The organism is Microbacterium sp. STN6 (genome assembly GCF_026410545.1).
Classification (GTDB): domain Bacteria; phylum Actinomycetota; class Actinomycetes; order Actinomycetales; family Microbacteriaceae; genus Root112D2.
The window spans coordinates 469,181-485,502 of record NZ_JAPMIT010000003.1; the positions used below are offsets into that span (position 1 = coordinate 469,181).

Below are 16,322 nucleotides of genomic sequence, written 5' to 3' on the forward strand. Positions count from 1 at the left end.
CACTAGGTTTGAACGTGCGCCGCTTCGGCGCCGCTTGCGCCTCGGGAGTACCGCTTTGAGTAACAACCACGCCACGTTCATCTGGTCCATCGCCGATCTGCTGCGCGGCAGCTTCAAGGCGCACCAGTACGGCGACATCATCCTTCCGTTCACCGTGCTGCGCCGCCTCGACGCGGTGCTGGCGCCCACGAAAGCGGCGGTGCTTGAAGCAGTAGCGGATGCGCGCTCTCGCGACATCCCGGTTCGCCCGGCGCTGTTGCGCACCCAGGCGCACCACGAGTACTCGTTCTTCAACAGCAGCCGGTTCGACCTGCGCACCGCCCTCGGCGATGCGGACAACCTGGCCGAGAACCTGCTCGACTACGTGGCCGGCTTCTCCGAGAACGTGCGCGACATCTTTCAGAAGTACAAGATCGACGACCGCATCGAGGAGCTCTCCGACGCGAACCTGCTCTTCCACATCACCCAGCGCTTCGCCGAGGTCGACCTCAGCCCGGCAAAGGTGCCGAACGAAGAGATGGGTCACATCTTCGAAGAGCTGATCCGCAAGTTCGCCGAGGCCTCGAACGAGACCGCCGGTGAGCACTTCACCCCGCGCGATGTCATCGAGCTGATGGTCGACGTGCTGCTCACCCCCGATTCCGATGCCCTGTCGAAGCCGAACGTGGTGCGTTCCATTTACGACCCGACGGCGGGCACGGGCGGCATGCTCAGCGTGGGCGAAGACCACATTCGCGGCATGAACCCGACGGCCACGCTCACCCTCGCCGGGCAGGAGATCAACCCGCAGTCCTACGCTATCTGCAAGGCCGACATGACGGTGAAGGGCCAGTCAGTGGATGCGATTGTTTTCGGCGACACCCTTCTGAACGACGGTCACGCGGGGAGCACCTTCAATTACTGCCTGTCTAACCCGCCGTTCGGTGTCGATTGGAAGAAGCAGCAGAAGGCCGTGACCGAAGAGCACACCCTCCGCGGCTACGCCGGCCGGTTCGGCCCCGGCCTGCCTCGCGTCTCTGACGGGTCGATGCTGTTCCTGCTGCACCTGATCAACAAGATGCGCCCCGCCGAAGAAGGCGGCAGCGGTGGCCGTGCGGGCATCGTGCTCAACGGAAGCCCCCTGTTCACGGGAGGTGCCGGCTCAGGCGAGTCGAACATCCGCAAATGGGTGCTCGAACGCGACCTGCTCGAGGCCATCATCGCCCTGCCGAACGACATGTTCTACAACACCGGCATCGCCACCTACATCTGGATTCTCACCACCAAGAAGTCGCCCGAGCGGGCCGGCAAGGTGCAGCTGATCGACGGGTCGAAGATGTTCCACAAGATGCGCAAGGGCCTCGGCTCCAAACGCAACGAACTCGGCGAGAGCGACATCGCCGAGATCGTGCGCCTCTACGGCGACTTCGAGCACGGCGGCACATCGAAAATCTTCGCCAACGAGGATTTCTTCTACCGCACCATCACCGTCGAACGCCCCCTGCGCCTGAACTGGGCCCTCACTCCCGACCGCCTCGCCACCGCCATCGCCCAGAAGCCCATCGCCAAGCTGGGCATCGACTGGACCGGGCTGGTTGAGCTTGTCGAAACCACCCCAGTCGACGTCACTACCGACGCCCGCGCCTTCACGAACGAGGTATCGCAGCTCCTGGCACACGCCACCATCACCCTCACCCCACCCCAACTCAAAACCTTCATCGCCGCCCTCTCCGCCAGCGACGAAACCGCCCCCATCGTCACCAACGCAAAAGGCAACCCCGAAGCGGATGCCGCGCTGCGCGACACCGAGAACGTGCCCTGGAACGAGAACATCCGCACCTACTTCGACCGCGAGGTCAAACCGTTCGCCCCAGACGCCTGGCTCGACGAAACCAAAACCAAAGAAGGATGCGAGATCCCCTTCACCCGCCACTTCTACGAATACGTGCCCCCACGCTCACTCGAAGAAATCGACGCCGACCTCGAAGCAGTGCTCGGCCGCATCCGCGCCCGGCTCGAGCAGGTGAAGGCGTGAGCGGCGATATTCAGCCAGCGTTTCCGATGGCAACGCTTGGGCTAGTGACCGCCGGTATCACGGACGGCACGCACGGAACGTTCTCCCGAGTAGTCGACGGTGTTCCTCTCCTCAGCGCGAAGAACGTTAGAGACGGCGTGCTCGAAGTGGGAGAGGCCGAGAGCCTGATCTCGTACGAGGACCATAGGTCGATCACAGCGAACGGCTATCCGAAGCCGGGTGACGTTCTGCTGACGATCGTCGGATCAATTGGGCGTTCGGCGGTTTATAGGGAAAGCCGGTCGCTGTCATTCCAACGCAGTGTGTGCTTTATCAGGCCGAGAAGTCGGCTCAACTCGGATTTTCTGTCTTACCAGATCCAGTCCCGATTCTTCCAGGACCAGCTATCACTGAAGACTAAGGTCTCTGCGCAGCCCGGAATCTACTTGAGTGATGTCTCGTCGAGCGTGATATTTATCCCGCCGATCGAAGTCCAGCGATCGATCGTCCAATTTCTCGATCAGGAGATAGCGGAGATCGTCGCGTTCATCGCGGATCAGGAAGAACTCATCGCGCTGCTCGCCGAGCGCCGTGTTGCGACCATCAGCCACGCGGTCACGAAGGGTCTCGACCCGAACGTGCCGATGAAGGACAGCGGTGTCGGGCACCTAAGTGCGGTGCCAGCAAATTGGCGCATTGCGGGGCTGGAGCGATTCGCCCGCTCGGCATCTGGTGCTGGATTCCCTCATGAGTTTCAAGGAGACGGCCAGCACGAGATTCCCTTTTACAAGGTGAACGCGCTGGGGCGAGCTGATGCAGACGATGTCATTCGATTCGTCGAGGACACCGTCACTCGCGATACAGCGAAACAGCTTCGCGCAACGATCTTTCCGGCAGGAACAACAGTGATTGCCAAGATTGGGGCCGCACTCCTTCTCGGACGAGTGCGAGCGATTTCGATGCCTTCGTGTATCGACAACAACATGATGGCCATCGAAGCTGCCCCTTCGGTCGATCCTTCCTTCTTGCGGTGCAACGTGCAGACAGTATCGTTCGAACCTCTCACGAATCCCGGAGCCGTGCCATCACTGAGCGACGCTAAGTTCATGTCATATCCTCTCGCCTGGCCCCCACTCGATGAGCAAAAGGCGATCGCTTCTGCGATTGCAGCTGAAACCGCGGAGATCGACGCGGCCATCGCTGATGCGCGTGAGGCGATTGCGTTGTCGCGGGAGCGGCGTGCTGCGCTGATTTCGGCGGCGGTGACGGGCAAGATCGACGTGCGTGACCGAGCGAGGGAGACGGCGTAGTGGGTGTTCAGCATGAGGTCGCGTTCGAGGTCGAGATCTGCGAGTACCTGGCCGCGCACGGGTGGTTGTACTCCAAGAACGCTGAGGGCTACGACCGTGAGCTGGCCATGTTTCCCGCAGATCTCCTCGACTGGCTGCAGGAGACGCAGAGCGAGGAGCTTTCGAAGGTGGTCAAGCCTGAGGCACCTGCGCCGGCTCAGGCGCAGGCATCCGCTCGGTTGTTGCAAAGGGTGGCGAAGGTGCTGGCGACCGATCCGATCAACGGTGGTGGCACGCTGAATGCGTTGAAGAAGCCGGTGAACGTGACGCCGGCGCGGCTGTCGCTGTTCCAGGCGCGGCCGGCGACGGGGTTCAACCAGGCGGTCTCCGAGCGGTATGCGCAGAACCGGCTGCGGGTGATGCGGCAGGTGCCGTACTCGACGAAGAACGGCAACCGGCTCGACCTGGTGCTGTTCATCAACGGGCTGCCGGTGGCGACGGTGGAACTGAAGACCGACCTGACCCAGAACGCGCATGCCGCGCTGAAGCAGTACGCGCACGACCGGCTGCCGGCGGGTGAGCCGCTGCTGGAGTTCGGGCGGGGTGCGCTGGTGCATTTCGTGGTCTCGAACGAGCTGGTCTACATGACCACCAAGCTCGACGGGGCGAACACGCGGTTTCTGCCGTTCAATCGCGGGTATAGGAACGGTGCGGGTAACCCGCCGATCGAGGGCACGAGCCCGACCGCGTTCTTCTGGGAAGAGACGCTGCAACGGGACACGTGGCTGGATCTGATCGGGCGGTTTCTGCATTACCGGTTCGATGAGAAGACGGATGCGATCACGGGTAATAAGGGCTTTGCGGCATCCGTGCGGTTTCCGCGCTATCACCAGTGGCGTGCGGTCACCCGGCTCGAGCAGGCGGCCAGGGCTGAGGGTGCGGGCCACAACTACCTGATTCAGCACTCGGCGGGCTCGGGCAAGACCGACTCGATCGCGTGGACGGCGCACCGCATGGCGTCGCTGCACCGGGAGGACGGGTCGAAGGTGTTCGACGGCGTGCTCGTGATCTCGGACCGCACGGTGCTCGACGGGCAGCTGCAGCGGGCGGTGGAGCAGCTGGAGGCGAAGGCGGGAGTGTTCCAGGCGATCACCGCCGGCGGTTCCGGGTCGAAGTCGGCGCAGCTGGCCAAGGCGCTGCTGGCGAGCAAGCAGATTATCGGTGTCACGCTGCAGACGTTCCCGTTCGCACTGAAGGAGATCGAGAAGGATCACGGGCTGCGCGATCGCACGTATGCGGTGATCGCGGATGAGGCGCACTCGTCACAGTCGGGTGAAGCGGCCGCACTTTTGAAACAGGTGCTGACCGCATCCGGTATCGAGGAGACCGAGGGCCTGGACGTGGATGCCGAGGACGTGCTGGCGGATGTGATGGCGCGCAAGGTCGGCATCGGCACCATCTCGTTCTTCGCGTTCACGGCCACGCCGAAGGGCAAGACGATCGAGCTGTTCGGGCGCGAAGACCCCGCGACGGGCCTGAAGCGCGAGTTCGACCTGTACCCGATGAAGCAGGCCATACAAGAGGGCTTCATTCTCGACGTGCTGAAGAACTACGTCAGCTACGACCTCGCGTTCAAAATCGCGCACGCCGCCAGTGCCGAGCCGGGAATTGAGGCCGACATCGAGGTGGATGTCGCCAAGGCCAACAGTGAGCTGATGCGGTGGGTGCGCCTGCACCCGCACAACATCGCCCAGAAGGTGCAGATCATCGTCGAGCACTTCAGGCAGAACGTGCGCACCGAGCTCGGCGGCCGGGCGAAGGCCATGATCGTCACCGGGTCCCGCAAGGAGGCCGTGCGCTACAAGCTCGCCGTCGACGCCTACCTGGCCGAGCACGGGCTCGCCGGCGAGATCGGGGCGCTCGTGGCGTTCTCGGGCGCCGTCACCGACCCGGGTTCGGGGCCTTCCGAATTCACCGAGCTGTCGATGAACCCGGGCCTGAAGGGTCGCGCGCTCGAGAAGGCGTTCGAGGGCGGCGACTACCAGGTCATGATCGTGGCCGACAAGTTCCAGACCGGCTTCGACCAGCCGCTGCTGGTGGGCATGTATGTCGACAAGAAGCTCTCGGGCATCACCGCCGTGCAGACCCTGTCGCGGCTGAACCGGGTGATCCCGGGCAAAGAGAACACGTACGTGCTCGACTTCGTCAACGACCCGAACGAGATTCTGGAAGCGTTCCAGACGTACTACGAGGATGCCGAGCTGCAACAGGCATCCGACCCCGACATCATTCACGACATGCTCGCCAAGCTCGACGCCGCGCACATCATCGACGAGTACGACGTCGACCAGGTCGTGAAGGCGTGGCTGAACGGCACCAGCCACAACCAGCTCTACTCACACATCAAAGCCTCACGCGACGTGTTCTGTGACAGGTGGCGCACCGCCATCGACGCCGGCGACGACCTCGAGAAGGGCCGCCTGGAAGAGTTCCGCGGCACCGTCAACGCGTTCGTGCGCACCTACGACTTCCTCTCGCAGATCATCGACTACGGCGACACCCGCATCGAGAAATGGGCCATCTTCCTACGCGTCTACCGCCGCACCATCGAGCGCGACGCCGACGACGGCTCCGTCATCGTCACCGACGACATCGTCTTGACCCACTACCGGCTACGACGCCAGGAACAACGCAACCTCGCGCTCAGCGACGGCGCATCCGGTGAACTGACAGGCATCACGGATGCCGGTTCCGGCCAGCCGCGCGAGCCCAAATACGGCCCCCTGCAGGCGGTCATAGACCAGATCAACCAACTTTTCGTCGGAAGCGGCGTGAGCGAGAAGGACCAGGTCGGCGTGGTCGAGGCAGTCACCCGCCACCTCGTGGAGAACCAGCGACTGCAGGCGGAGGCGATGGCGAACACGCCCGTCGACTTCTCCACCTCACCGACCATCGAGGCTGAACTCGAAGACATCGTCTACGCGGCCGCCGCCGGCAACAGCGGCGCCTTCAAGGCCCTGCTGCAGCTCGAGAGCCTGAAACCTCTCGTGCCGATCCTGATCGCCGCCGGCATCTACGAGCGCCTCCGCGACGAAGCCGAACGCGCCGCGCGGTAAAGCTCGCCCGTGTTCGCAGACGATTGCGTGCCAGGTAAGGAGAGCAGAGAAGTCGCTACCGGCATGGCGTCGGCGGTCGCCTCTAGACTGGGCGTCAACCGAGTGGCTCAGTCCCCGACCATTTGGGGGGTCGCTAGCCTTGAAGTCCGCCGGAGGAGGTTTGTCGTGGATGAGCTCAATCTGACGCCTCTCTATACGCAGAGCGAGGCGGCTGGCATTCTGAGCCTCCCTCAGTCGACTTTCAACCACTGGGCGAGTGGCTATACGACGACATCGGGAAACGCGAAGCCCCCGTTCGTTACCATCGAGCGTCCTGGGCGCGGCTACACCGTGCCCTTCATCGGTCTCGCCGAGGCATGGATCGTGCGCGCCTTTACAAGAGCGGGGGTGCCGGTGTCGCGTATCCGGCCGGCGCTGGAACAGCTTCGTACGCAGATCGGAATCGAGCATGCACTCGCGAGTGACAAGCTGAATACCGATGGGGCGGAGATTCTCTGGGACCTGCGCCAGACCGATGCTGCATTCGACGACAATCGGCTTGTCGTCGTTCGCAATGGGCAGGCGGCATTCGGCGAAATTGTCCGGGCGCACCTGAAGCAGGTGAACTACAGAGACGGGTTCATTGGGCAAGTGCGCATTCCACGAGCGCATGGTGCGGAATACACTGTCGACCCGCAAATAAATTTCGGCCAGCCGACCCTCAGCGCATACGGTGTTCGAGTCGTGGATGTGCTCGGTCGCATCGCTGCGGGCGAGACGATTCAGGACGTGGCCGCCGACTACGACATGCCCGCCTCGACCGTCGAGAACCTCGCACTCGCAGCGGCATAGAGCATCGACATGGCGGACCTGCGGTTCTTCTTAGACCGCAGCCTCGGCGATCATGAGGTGCCCAAGGCGCTCCGCAGTTACGGCTGGGCGGTGGTAAGCATGCGTGAACGATACGGCTCGATCACCGCGCAGGCGCTCGCCGATATCGACTGGATCCGCGACGCGACCGGTGAAGGCGAAGTACTACTGACCGGCGATAAGGCAATTGCGAAGCGCCCGCTTGAGGCTCGGGCGGTCGTCGCGGCCGCAGCCCGCGTCTTTGCACTAGGCACTAATCAGCTCACAGGGCCGCAGAAAGCGCAGCGCTTGCTCAGTCACGAGAACGCAATTGTTCGGCGTTCATTGACGCAAGCGGGCCCGTACGTCGTCAGCGTCAGCGAGCGAGGCCTGGTGACGCTCAAACTGTTTAGCTAGCCGGGATTGTTGGTGGACACCCGATGAGACGAGTCCCTCAAGTGCGAGACCTCTCAACGCCCTGACACATCACAGAGAGCGGATGACGGGAATCGAACCCGCGCTATCAGCTTGGGAAGCTGAAGTTCTGCCATTGAACTACATCCGCATGATCGCGAGAGCAAGAGCCAGCCGGCGATCGTCACCATCCTAAGGCACCGCTCAGCCGCGCACGAGTTCAGGCGCTCGCCTGCCCGCACCTGCCCCGCTTGGGGGCCGTTCGTCGCACCCTCGAGCGCTATAGGGTTTTCAGCGGGGAGTGTGATGAGCAGCAACGGCATACAGCCGCCGGGGGATGTCTCCCGGCTGTTCCGCCCCAAACGCAGACTCTGGGCTTCGGCCTGGGTCGCGTGGCTCGCCTTCACCACGCCGATCTTCCTGGCGGCCTACCTGTTGACGGCCGGGCGTGGGCACTGGCTGCCCGTCGTCGCAACCCATGCCCTTCTCATGATCGCATTCGTGCTCGCGGCCGGTCGCCTCAAAGGCGCCGGCGTGCTGATGAGCGCAGACGGCATCCGCGAGCGTGAGTACTTCAGCCGGGCGGTGTTCACGCCGGTCGAGCAGATCGCTGAAGTACTCGTTGTGCGCCTGCGCGACGCGAACAGTGACGAGGTTTCCAAACAGGCTTTCGTCACGGATGCCGCAGGCCGCACCCTGCTCAGGCTGCGAAGCCCGCTGTGGCATGCCAGAGACTTCGCGAACATGGTGGAGTTCTACGGGGTACCGGTCACCGCGTGCGAGACCGAGCTCACCTGGCCGCAGCTGAGGCGCACGTACCCGGGCAACCTGGAACCGTGGGAGCGGCATCCTGTACTCACCGCTATCGTCTGTGGCGTGGCGATCATCGCGCTGGCCTTCGTCACCGTGACGGCATTCATGCTCGGCGGCGCCTGAGCCATCGGCTACTCGAGCCTCAGAGACTGCGCTCGGCGAGCGTGGGTGTTTGCGACGAGATGTGCAGGGGGAACACTCGCACTCGTCGCGAACTCACGCCCTCGGGGGGCGGGCTGTGGGGCTGGGTTTCGAGACGGTCGCTTCGCGACCTCCTCAACCCGCGTGCTCGCGACCTCCTTAACGCGCATTAGCGCCCGGTAGGCTTTGACCGTGCTGCTATCCGACAGAGATATCAAGGCCGAGCTGGGGGCGGGGCGCATCGCGCTCGAGCCGTATCAGCCCGAGATGATCCAGCCCTCCAGCATCGACGTGCGCCTCGACCGGTTCTTCCGGCTTTTCGACAACCACAAGTACCCATACATCGACCCGGCAGAAGACCAGCCCGAGCTCACGCACCTCGTCGAGGTCGACTCCGACCGGCCGTTCATTCTGCACCCGGGCGAGTTCGTTCTCGGCTCGACATACGAGCTGGTCACCCTGCCAGACGACGTGGCCGCGCGCCTCGAGGGCAAGAGCTCGCTCGGCCGCCTCGGCCTGCTGACGCACTCGACCGCCGGCTTCATCGACCCGGGCTTCTCGGGTCACGTCACCCTCGAGCTCAGCAACGTCGCCACGCTTCCCATCAAGCTCTGGCCCGGCATGAAGATCGGTCAGATGTGCTTCTTCCGGCTCACCTCGCCGGCCGAGAAGCCGTACGGCTCGGCCGAGTACTCCTCCCGCTACCAGGGGCAGCGCGGGCCTACGGCGTCGCGCTCGTACCTGAACTTCCATCGAACGGACGTGGGCGCAGCATCCGCCCACACGGCAGACTGAGAGACACGCCGCGCGCAACGCCGCAGACCAGGGGGAGGCCATGACCGACACCGAGACTGACTTCGCCCACGCCCTCGTTGCGCCCCGGGCCACCCCTCGATACCCCCAGCGGATGCGGCGCTTCGGGCGCCTGGTCGGCACCTGGGCCGTCTCCAGTCGCCTGCTCGATGAGTCGACTGGGGAGTGGCGCGAGTCGCTGCTGACGTGGCGGTTCGCGTTCATTCTCGACGGCCGCGGGGTGCAAGACGTGATCACGGGGCCGAGCGCCGCCGACCCCGAGGTGCTCGAGGCGAAGGGCACCACCATTCGCGTGTATGACCCGTCGCTGGGCGTCTGGCGCGTCAACTGGTACGGCGTGGCGGGCGGCGACTACTGCACACTCGTGGCGACGGGGCACTCCACCGGCATCCGTCAAGACGGAACCCAGACCGACGGCCGCCCCATTCGCTGGAACTTCAGCGACATCACGAACGAATCCTTCGCGTGGGATGGCTGGGTCTCCAACGACGAGGGTGGCACCTGGTGGCTCGAGCAGCATATGGACGCGACGCGCGTCAGCTAGCTACACGCCGCGGATCTGCGAGTGCAGCCGCTCCATGGTCTCGTCAAGCTGGGCCGCTGTGTCTGCCGCATCCTTGAGCCCTGAGAGCAGTTCGGCCGGAACCGAGCGGTCGTACTTGTAGTAGATCTTGTGCTCCAGGCTCGCCCAGAAGTCCATGGCGATGGTGCGCAGCTGCACCTCGACGCGCACCGGCACCGGCCCATCCGAGAGGAACACCGGCACCTCCACGATGGCGTGCAGGCTCTTGTAGCCGTTGGGCTTGGGGTTCGCGATGTAGTCCTTCGCCTCGACGAGACGAATGTCGGTCTGCGCCGTGATCAGCTCGAACACGCGGTACACGTCAGAGACAAAGCTGCACGTCACGCGCACGCCGGCGATGTCGGTGATGGTCTCGCGGATCGACTCGAACGACGGGTCGCAGCCCTTGCGCACCAGCTTCTCAATGAGGCTCTCGGGCGTTTTGAGCCGCGAGGAGACGTGCTCGATGGGGTTGTACGCGTGCAGCTCGTTGAACTCCTCGCGCAGAATGCCGATCTTGGTGTTGATCTCGTCGATGCCGAACTTGTACGGCATCATGAACCGCGCGAAGTCGTCGCGCAGCGAGCGGATCTCGTCGAGCCCCTCGTCGTCGACCTGGCCGAGGGCGTGCGCGGCCCGCTCCGTGAGCAGGTCTGCGGTGATCGACGGCGGTGCGTCTTCCCCGATCGCTGCGTCGTCGCGGAGTGGACGGATGTCGATGCTCACGCCGTTCACGTTAGCGCCGGTCATTGGGGAACCGATGAGAATTGCGTTTGTCTCGCGGCGGATCAGTCGCGGGCGGCGAGCTGTTCCTGGTTCGATTTGACGGGCAGGATGAGCGCCAGGCCGACCGCGAGCACGATGACGATGCCGATGATGCCCCAGTACTGCTCGTTGCCGATGCCGACGAAGAGGGCGAACGCGGCCGGGGCGAGCGCCGTGGCCGCGCGGCCGGTGGTGGCGTAGAGGCCGAACACCTCGCCCTCGCGGCCCTCCGGGATGAGGCGAGCGAGGAAGGTGCGGCTGGCCGACTGTGCCGGCCCGACGAAGAGGCACATGGCGAGGCCGAGCGTCCAGAACACGGCCTGGCCGCTGTCGTGCAGCACGAACACGAGCGCGCCGCACACCACGAGACCGATGAGCGAGGCCACGATGATGCGCTTCGGGCCGATGCGGTCGTCGAGCGTGCCGATGAGGATCGTCGAGACGCCGGCGACGACGTTGGCCGCGATAGCGAAGATGATGACGTCGCCCGCCGAGAAGCCGAACGTTCCCGCGGCGAGCACCCCGCCGAACGTGAACACCCCGGTGAGACCGTCGCGAAAGATCGCGCTGGCGATGAGGAAGTACACGGCGTGCCGATTCAGCCGCCAGAGCCGGGCGATGTCGCGGCCGAGGATGGCGTAGGAGCGGAAGAACCCGACGCGCTTCGCCACGAGGTCGGCCCGCGGCCGGTTCTCGGGCACGGTGAAGAGAACGGGAAGCGCGAAGATGCCGAACCAGATGGCTGCGATGAGCATGGAGATGCGCACGTCGAGCCCGTTCTCGCTCGTCACGCCGAACAACCCCACCTCAGGCTTGATGAAGCCGAAGTAGACGATGAGCAGCAGCACGATGCCGCCGATATAGCCCATGCCCCAGCCGAACCCGCTGACGCGGCCCACGTTGCGCCGGGTGGAGACCTGCGCGAGAAGGGCGTTGTAGTTGACACCCGCGAACTCGAAGAAGAGCGTGCCGGCCGCAAGCAGGATCAACCCGAACAGCAGGAACGACGGCTTGGCCTCGACGAACACCATGAGCGCGAGCGCCAGAACGACGAGGTAGGTGTTGACCGCCAGCCAGAGCTTGCGCTTGCCCGTCTTGTCGCCGCGCTGCCCCATGACCGGGGCGAGCAGCGCCACGACGACGCCGGCGATCGCGATCGCCCAGCCGAGTCGCTCTGAGACGAAGGCCTTGCCGCCGAAGGAATTCGAGGTCAGGTAGATGGTGAAGACGAACGTCGTCGCCACCGCGTTGAAGGAGGCCGATCCCCAGTCCCACAGGGACCACGCGAGAATCCGGCCCTTCGTGACCGCCGTGGCGTCGTTGCCGGCGCGGTCCAATACCTCGGTCATGCCCTAAAGGCTATGGGCGCGAGCGGGGCGGGGGCGGCATTGACGCGTACGGGAGTTTCGAGGAGCCTTGGTTGCATGCCAGCATCCGAGAGCCTTGGTCTGCCGCCCGACTTCGTCTGGGGCGTCTCGACCGCCTCGTACCAGATCGAGGGCGCGGTGACCGAGGGCGGCAGGGGACCGACGAGCTGGGATGCGTTCGCGCATACTCCCGGCCGCACGGTGAACGGCGACACGGGGGACGTCGCCTGCGACCACTACCACCGCTACGCGGAAGACATCGCGCTCATGAAGGAGCTCGGCGTGGACGCCTACCGCTTCTCGTTCGCCTGGTCGCGCATTCAGCCGACAGGCCGCGGCCCGGTGAACGCCGAGGGTCTCACTTTCTACGACCGGCTGGTCGACGCGCTGCTCGCGGCCGGCATCGAGCCCAGCCCCACGCTGTTCCACTGGGATACGCCGCTTGCGCTCGAAGACGAGGGCGGCTGGGTGAACCCGGACATCAGCAAGCGCTTCGCCGACTATGCGAACGTTCTGGGCGAGCATTTCGCCGACCGCATTCCGCGGTGGATCACGGTGAACGAGCCGGTGGTGCTGACCACGCTCGGCTACGGGGTGGGCATGCATGCGCCGGGCAAGCGGCTCGGCTTCGGCTCTCTCGCCGTGGCGCACAATCTGCTGCTCGCGCACGGTCGGGGTGTCGCGGCGCTGCGTGCCGCCGGCGCAGGCCAGATCGGCATCGCCAACAATCACGCGCCGGTGTGGGCTGCAAGCGACCACGACGAGGACCAGCAGGCCGCCGCCCTCTACAACGCCCTCGCCAACGACCTCTTCGCCGACCCACTGCTTCTCGGCCGCTACCCCGCCCTGCTCGAGCCGTACCTGCCCGACGGTGCAGGCGACGCGCTCGCCGAAATCGCCGCGCCCATCGACTGGTACGGCATCAACCACTACAACCCGACCATGGTGGCCGCACCCTCGACCGATCCCACCGCGCTGCCCGGCAGCGTCGACGGGCAGCAGCTCGACTCCGGCCTGCCGTTCCGCATGGTCGAGATCGAGGGCTACCCCCGCACCGACTTCGGCTGGCCGGTGGTGCCGTCGGCGTTCACCGACCTGCTCACCGGCTTCCGCGATCGCTACGGCGACGCGCTGCCGCCCATCTACATCACCGAGAACGGCTGTTCAGACGCCACGGGGCCGGATGCGACGGGTCGCGTTCCCGACACGCGTCGCGTCGGCTACACCCGCGCCTACCTCGAGGCGCTCGCCGAGGCGGTGGCCGCGGGCGTCGACGTGCGCGGCTACTTCCACTGGTCGCTGCTCGACAACTTCGAGTGGGCGGCGGGTTACTCGCAGCGATTCGGCCTCGTGCACACCGACTTCGAGACACAGCAGCGCACCCCGAAGGACTCCTACTACTGGTATCAGGAGCTGATCCGCTCGCAGAGCTGAGCAGGGAATAGCCACGCGCATCCTAAAGTTGATGAGAGTACGCTCAACTTTTGAGTCTCCAGCTTGACAGCGGATGCTCGGAGAATAAACTTGAGCGGGTGAGGCTCAAGTCTCACGCAGACTTTGCAGCGATCGAATTGAAACAGCTGTGCAACAAAGGGAGAACACACTATGTCACGAGCAGTAGGAATCGACCTGGGTACCACCAACTCGGTGGTCGCAGTGCTCGAGGGCGGCGAGCCCACGGTCATCGCCAACGCGGAAGGCTTCCGCACGACCCCGTCGGTCGTGGCCTTCACGAAAGACAACGAGGTGCTCGTCGGCGAGACCGCCAAGCGCCAGGCCGTCACGAACGTCGACCGCACCATCGCGTCGGTCAAGCGCCACATGGGCACCGGCTGGAAGGCCGACATCGAGGGCAAGAGCTACACGCCGCAGGAGATCTCGGCGCGCATCCTCGCCAAGCTGAAGAGGGATGCCGAGCAGTACCTGGGCGACACGGTGACCGATGCGGTCATCACGGTTCCGGCGTACTTCAACGACGCCGAGCGCCAGGCCACGAAGGAGGCCGGCGAGATCTCGGGCCTCAACGTGCTGCGCATCATCAACGAGCCCACGGCGGCCGCCCTCGCGTACGGCCTCGACAAGGGCAAGGAAGACGAACTCATTCTCGTCTTCGACCTCGGTGGCGGAACGTTCGACGTCTCCCTGCTCGAGGTGGGTAAGGACGAGGACTTCTCGACCATCCAGGTGCGTTCCACCAGCGGTGACAACCGCCTCGGCGGCGACGACTGGGACCAGCGCATCGTCGACCACCTGATCAAGAAGTTCAAGGAGACCACGGGCGTCGACGTCTCGAAGGACAAGATCGCCCTGCAGCGCCTCAAGGAGGCGTCGGAGCAGGCGAAGAAGGAGCTCTCGTCGAGCATGTCGACGAGCATCCAGCTGCCGTACCTCTCGCTCACCGAGAACGGCCCCGCCAACCTCGACGAGACGCTGACGCGCGCGCAGTTCGAGCAGATGACGGAAGACCTGCTCGATCGCACCAAGAAGCCGTTCAACGACGTCATCAAGGAGGCCGGCATCAAGGTCTCCGACATCGCGCATGTCGTTCTCGTCGGCGGTTCCACTCGTATGCCGGCCGTCAGCGAGCTGGTCAAGAAGGAGACCGGCGGCAAGGAGCCGAACAAGGGCGTGAACCCTGATGAGGTCGTCGCCGTCGGCGCCGCCCTGCAGGCCGGCGTGCTGAAGGGCGAGCGCAAGGACGTTCTGCTCATCGACGTCACCCCGCTGAGTCTCGGCATCGAGACCAAGGGCGGCATCATGACCAAGCTGATCGACCGCAACACCGCGATTCCGACCAAGCGCAGTGAGACGTTCACCACGGCAGACGACAACCAGCCGTCCGTGGCCATCCAGGTGTTCCAGGGCGAGCGTGAGTTCACCCGCGACAACAAGAACCTGGGTACGTTCGAGTTGACCGGCATCGCGCCGGCACCGCGCGGCATCCCTCAGGTCGAGGTCACGTTCGACATCGACGCGAACGGCATCGTGCACGTCTCCGCGAAGGACAAGGGCACCGGCAAGGAGCAGTCGATGACCATCACCGGCGGCTCGTCGCTGGCGAAGGAGGACATCGAGCGCATGGTGCGCGAGGGCGAGGAGCACGCTGCGGAGGACAAGCGCCGCCGCGAGGCCGCCGAGACCCGCAACAGCGCCGAGCAGCTCGCGTACTCGATCGACAAGCTCATCAAGGAGAACGACGAGAAGCTGCCTGACGACGTCAAGAACGAGGTTCAGGGCGACGTCGACGCGCTGAAGTCCGCGCTCGCGGGCGACGACGACGACGCGGTCAAGACCGCCTTCGACAAGCTGAACGAGAGCCAGACCAAGCTGGGCGAGGCAATCTACAAGCAGGCACAGGCGGATGCCGCCGCCGGCGAGGCCGGCGCCGAGTCGGGCGCGCAGGCTGGCGAAGAGCAGGGTTCCGATGAAGACGTCGTTGACGCCGAGGTCGTCGATGACGAAGACGAGCAGAAGTAAGTAGAGAAGAAGCAATGACTGACGAGAACCGCAACGAGTCGGGCGAGCCCGACGACGTGCAGAACGACGCTACCGCCGAGGGTCGTCAGCCGCAGCAGGGCGACGGATCGGGGGCAGCTGCCCCCGATCTCGAGCACGAGCAGGTGGTCGATACTGGCGAAGGCTACGAGGGCCCGGATGTGGAGACGTCGCTTTCCGACGCCGACCTCGACTTCCTCTCTGGCCAGTCCGACGCCGAGCAGCTTGCCGCGGAACGGCTCGCGGACCTGCAGCGGGTGACCGCCGAGTACGCCAACTACCGCAAGCGCACCGAGGCGAACCGTGAGGTGGAGCGCGAGCGTGCCATCGGCGGGGCCGTGGCGGCGCTGCTGCCCGTGCTCGACGATCTCGATCGTGCCGAGAAGCACGGAGACCTCGAGGGCGAGAGCGCATTCGCTACGATCGCGGCGAAGCTGCGCGGCGCGGCCGAGAAGCTCGGCCTGACGGCGTTCGGCGCCGCCGGTGAGCCGTTCGACCACAACCTGCACGAGGCGATCTTCCAGCAACCGAGCGCCGACGTCGAGGTGGAGACCATCGCCGACGTCGTCGAGACCGGGTACATGCTGGGGTCAACGCTGGTGCGCGCGGCCAAGGTGGTCGTGGCGGTGCCGCAAAGCTAGCTCAGGGACTGGGTTTCGAGACGCCGCTTCGCGGCTCCTCAACCCGCTTATGAACACAGAAGGGAGCGGTTTCGAGACGCCGCTT

13 protein-coding genes and 1 tRNA gene are annotated in these 16,322 nt (G+C 64.8%); 11 read left to right on the forward strand and 3 right to left on the reverse strand.

Annotated features, from left to right (window positions below):
* Positions 1–55 precede the first annotated feature (55 nt).
* From OSC27_RS11320 to OSC27_RS11340, 5 genes are all read left to right on the forward strand, one after another.
* On the forward strand, positions 56–2,014 hold the full coding sequence (locus OSC27_RS11320; protein WP_267181552.1) for a type I restriction-modification system subunit M: 1,959 nt from the start codon (positions 56–58) through the stop codon (positions 2,012–2,014).
* Positions 2,011–3,303 carry a restriction endonuclease subunit S gene (locus OSC27_RS11325; RefSeq protein ID WP_267181553.1) on the forward strand — a complete coding sequence of 431 codons (1,293 nt, stop codon included), beginning with the start codon at positions 2,011–2,013 and terminating at the stop codon, positions 3,301–3,303. Before OSC27_RS11320 ends, OSC27_RS11325 begins: the two co-directional genes overlap by 4 nt.
* Positions 3,303–6,398 carry a type I restriction endonuclease subunit R gene (locus OSC27_RS11330; RefSeq protein ID WP_267181554.1) on the forward strand — a complete coding sequence of 1,032 codons (3,096 nt, stop codon included), beginning with the start codon at positions 3,303–3,305 and terminating at the stop codon, positions 6,396–6,398. The genes OSC27_RS11325 and OSC27_RS11330 overlap by 1 nt, the downstream gene beginning before the upstream one ends.
* 165 nt (positions 6,399–6,563) lie before the next feature.
* Positions 6,564–7,229: a DUF433 domain-containing protein gene (locus OSC27_RS11335; RefSeq protein ID WP_267181555.1), complete on the forward strand. Its 666-nt coding sequence runs from the start codon at positions 6,564–6,566 to the stop codon at positions 7,227–7,229.
* A gap of 9 nt (positions 7,230–7,238) precedes the next feature.
* Positions 7,239–7,643: a hypothetical protein gene (locus OSC27_RS11340; RefSeq protein WP_267181556.1), complete on the forward strand. Its 405-nt coding sequence runs from the start codon at positions 7,239–7,241 to the stop codon at positions 7,641–7,643.
* 77 nt (positions 7,644–7,720) lie between these two features.
* On the opposite strand, the gene OSC27_RS11345 is transcribed toward OSC27_RS11340, so the two are convergent.
* Positions 7,721–7,791, reverse strand: a tRNA-Gly gene (locus OSC27_RS11345).
* Positions 7,792–7,946: 155 nt separating this feature from the next.
* Here OSC27_RS11345 and OSC27_RS11350 point away from each other — a divergent pair.
* From OSC27_RS11350 to OSC27_RS11360, 3 genes are all read left to right on the forward strand, one after another.
* Positions 7,947–8,576: a hypothetical protein gene (locus OSC27_RS11350; RefSeq protein ID WP_267181557.1), complete on the forward strand. Its 630-nt coding sequence runs from the start codon at positions 7,947–7,949 to the stop codon at positions 8,574–8,576.
* Between the two features lie 210 nt (positions 8,577–8,786).
* Positions 8,787–9,389 (forward strand): dCTP deaminase, encoded by a 603-nt coding sequence (gene dcd / locus OSC27_RS11355; protein WP_267181558.1) that lies wholly within the window; start codon positions 8,787–8,789, stop codon positions 9,387–9,389.
* 40 nt (positions 9,390–9,429) lie between these two features.
* Positions 9,430–9,951, forward strand: coding sequence for a hypothetical protein (locus OSC27_RS11360; RefSeq protein ID WP_267181559.1), 522 nt, complete (start codon positions 9,430–9,432; stop codon positions 9,949–9,951).
* Here the strand turns inward: OSC27_RS11360 and OSC27_RS11365 are convergent, their stop codons facing one another.
* Together OSC27_RS11365 and OSC27_RS11370 are read right to left on the reverse strand one after the other, a co-directional pair.
* Positions 9,952–10,527 carry a GTP pyrophosphokinase gene (locus OSC27_RS11365; RefSeq protein WP_267181742.1) on the reverse strand — a complete coding sequence of 192 codons (576 nt, stop codon included), beginning with the start codon at positions 10,525–10,527 and terminating at the stop codon, positions 9,952–9,954.
* A 230-nt stretch (positions 10,528–10,757) separates the two neighbouring features.
* On the reverse strand, positions 10,758–12,083 hold the full coding sequence (locus OSC27_RS11370) for an MFS transporter (RefSeq protein WP_267181560.1): 1,326 nt from the start codon (positions 12,081–12,083) through the stop codon (positions 10,758–10,760).
* Between the two features lie 75 nt (positions 12,084–12,158).
* Here OSC27_RS11370 and OSC27_RS11375 point away from each other — a divergent pair, with 75 nt between their 5' ends.
* From OSC27_RS11375 to OSC27_RS11385, 3 genes are all read left to right on the forward strand, one after another.
* Positions 12,159–13,535: a GH1 family beta-glucosidase gene (locus OSC27_RS11375; RefSeq protein ID WP_267181561.1), complete on the forward strand. Its 1,377-nt coding sequence runs from the start codon at positions 12,159–12,161 to the stop codon at positions 13,533–13,535.
* Between the two features lie 171 nt (positions 13,536–13,706).
* Positions 13,707–15,578, forward strand: coding sequence for a molecular chaperone DnaK (dnaK, locus tag OSC27_RS11380; RefSeq protein WP_267181562.1), 1,872 nt, complete (start codon positions 13,707–13,709; stop codon positions 15,576–15,578).
* A 14-nt stretch (positions 15,579–15,592) separates the two neighbouring features.
* On the forward strand, positions 15,593–16,237 hold the full coding sequence (locus tag OSC27_RS11385; RefSeq protein ID WP_267181563.1) for a nucleotide exchange factor GrpE: 645 nt from the start codon (positions 15,593–15,595) through the stop codon (positions 16,235–16,237).
* The last annotated feature ends 85 nt before the right edge of the window (positions 16,238–16,322 follow it).

Coding starts and splice junctions, on each gene's coding strand:
- OSC27_RS11340 (WP_267181556.1), top strand. CDS start 7,239: ATGGCGGACCTGCGGTTCTTCTTAGACCGCAGCCTCGGCGATCATGAG.
- OSC27_RS11350 (WP_267181557.1), top strand. CDS start 7,947: ATGAGCAGCAACGGCATACAGCCGCCGGGGGATGTCTCCCGGCTGTTC.
- OSC27_RS11360 (WP_267181559.1), top strand. CDS start 9,430: ATGACCGACACCGAGACTGACTTCGCCCACGCCCTCGTTGCGCCCCGG.
- OSC27_RS11365 (WP_267181742.1), bottom strand. CDS start 10,527: ATGATGCCGTACAAGTTCGGCATCGACGAGATCAACACCAAGATCGGC.
- OSC27_RS11370 (WP_267181560.1), bottom strand. CDS start 12,083: ATGACCGAGGTATTGGACCGCGCCGGCAACGACGCCACGGCGGTCACG.
- OSC27_RS11375 (WP_267181561.1), top strand. CDS start 12,159: ATGCCAGCATCCGAGAGCCTTGGTCTGCCGCCCGACTTCGTCTGGGGC.
- dnaK (WP_267181562.1), top strand. CDS start 13,707: ATGTCACGAGCAGTAGGAATCGACCTGGGTACCACCAACTCGGTGGTC.
- OSC27_RS11385 (WP_267181563.1), top strand. CDS start 15,593: ATGACTGACGAGAACCGCAACGAGTCGGGCGAGCCCGACGACGTGCAG.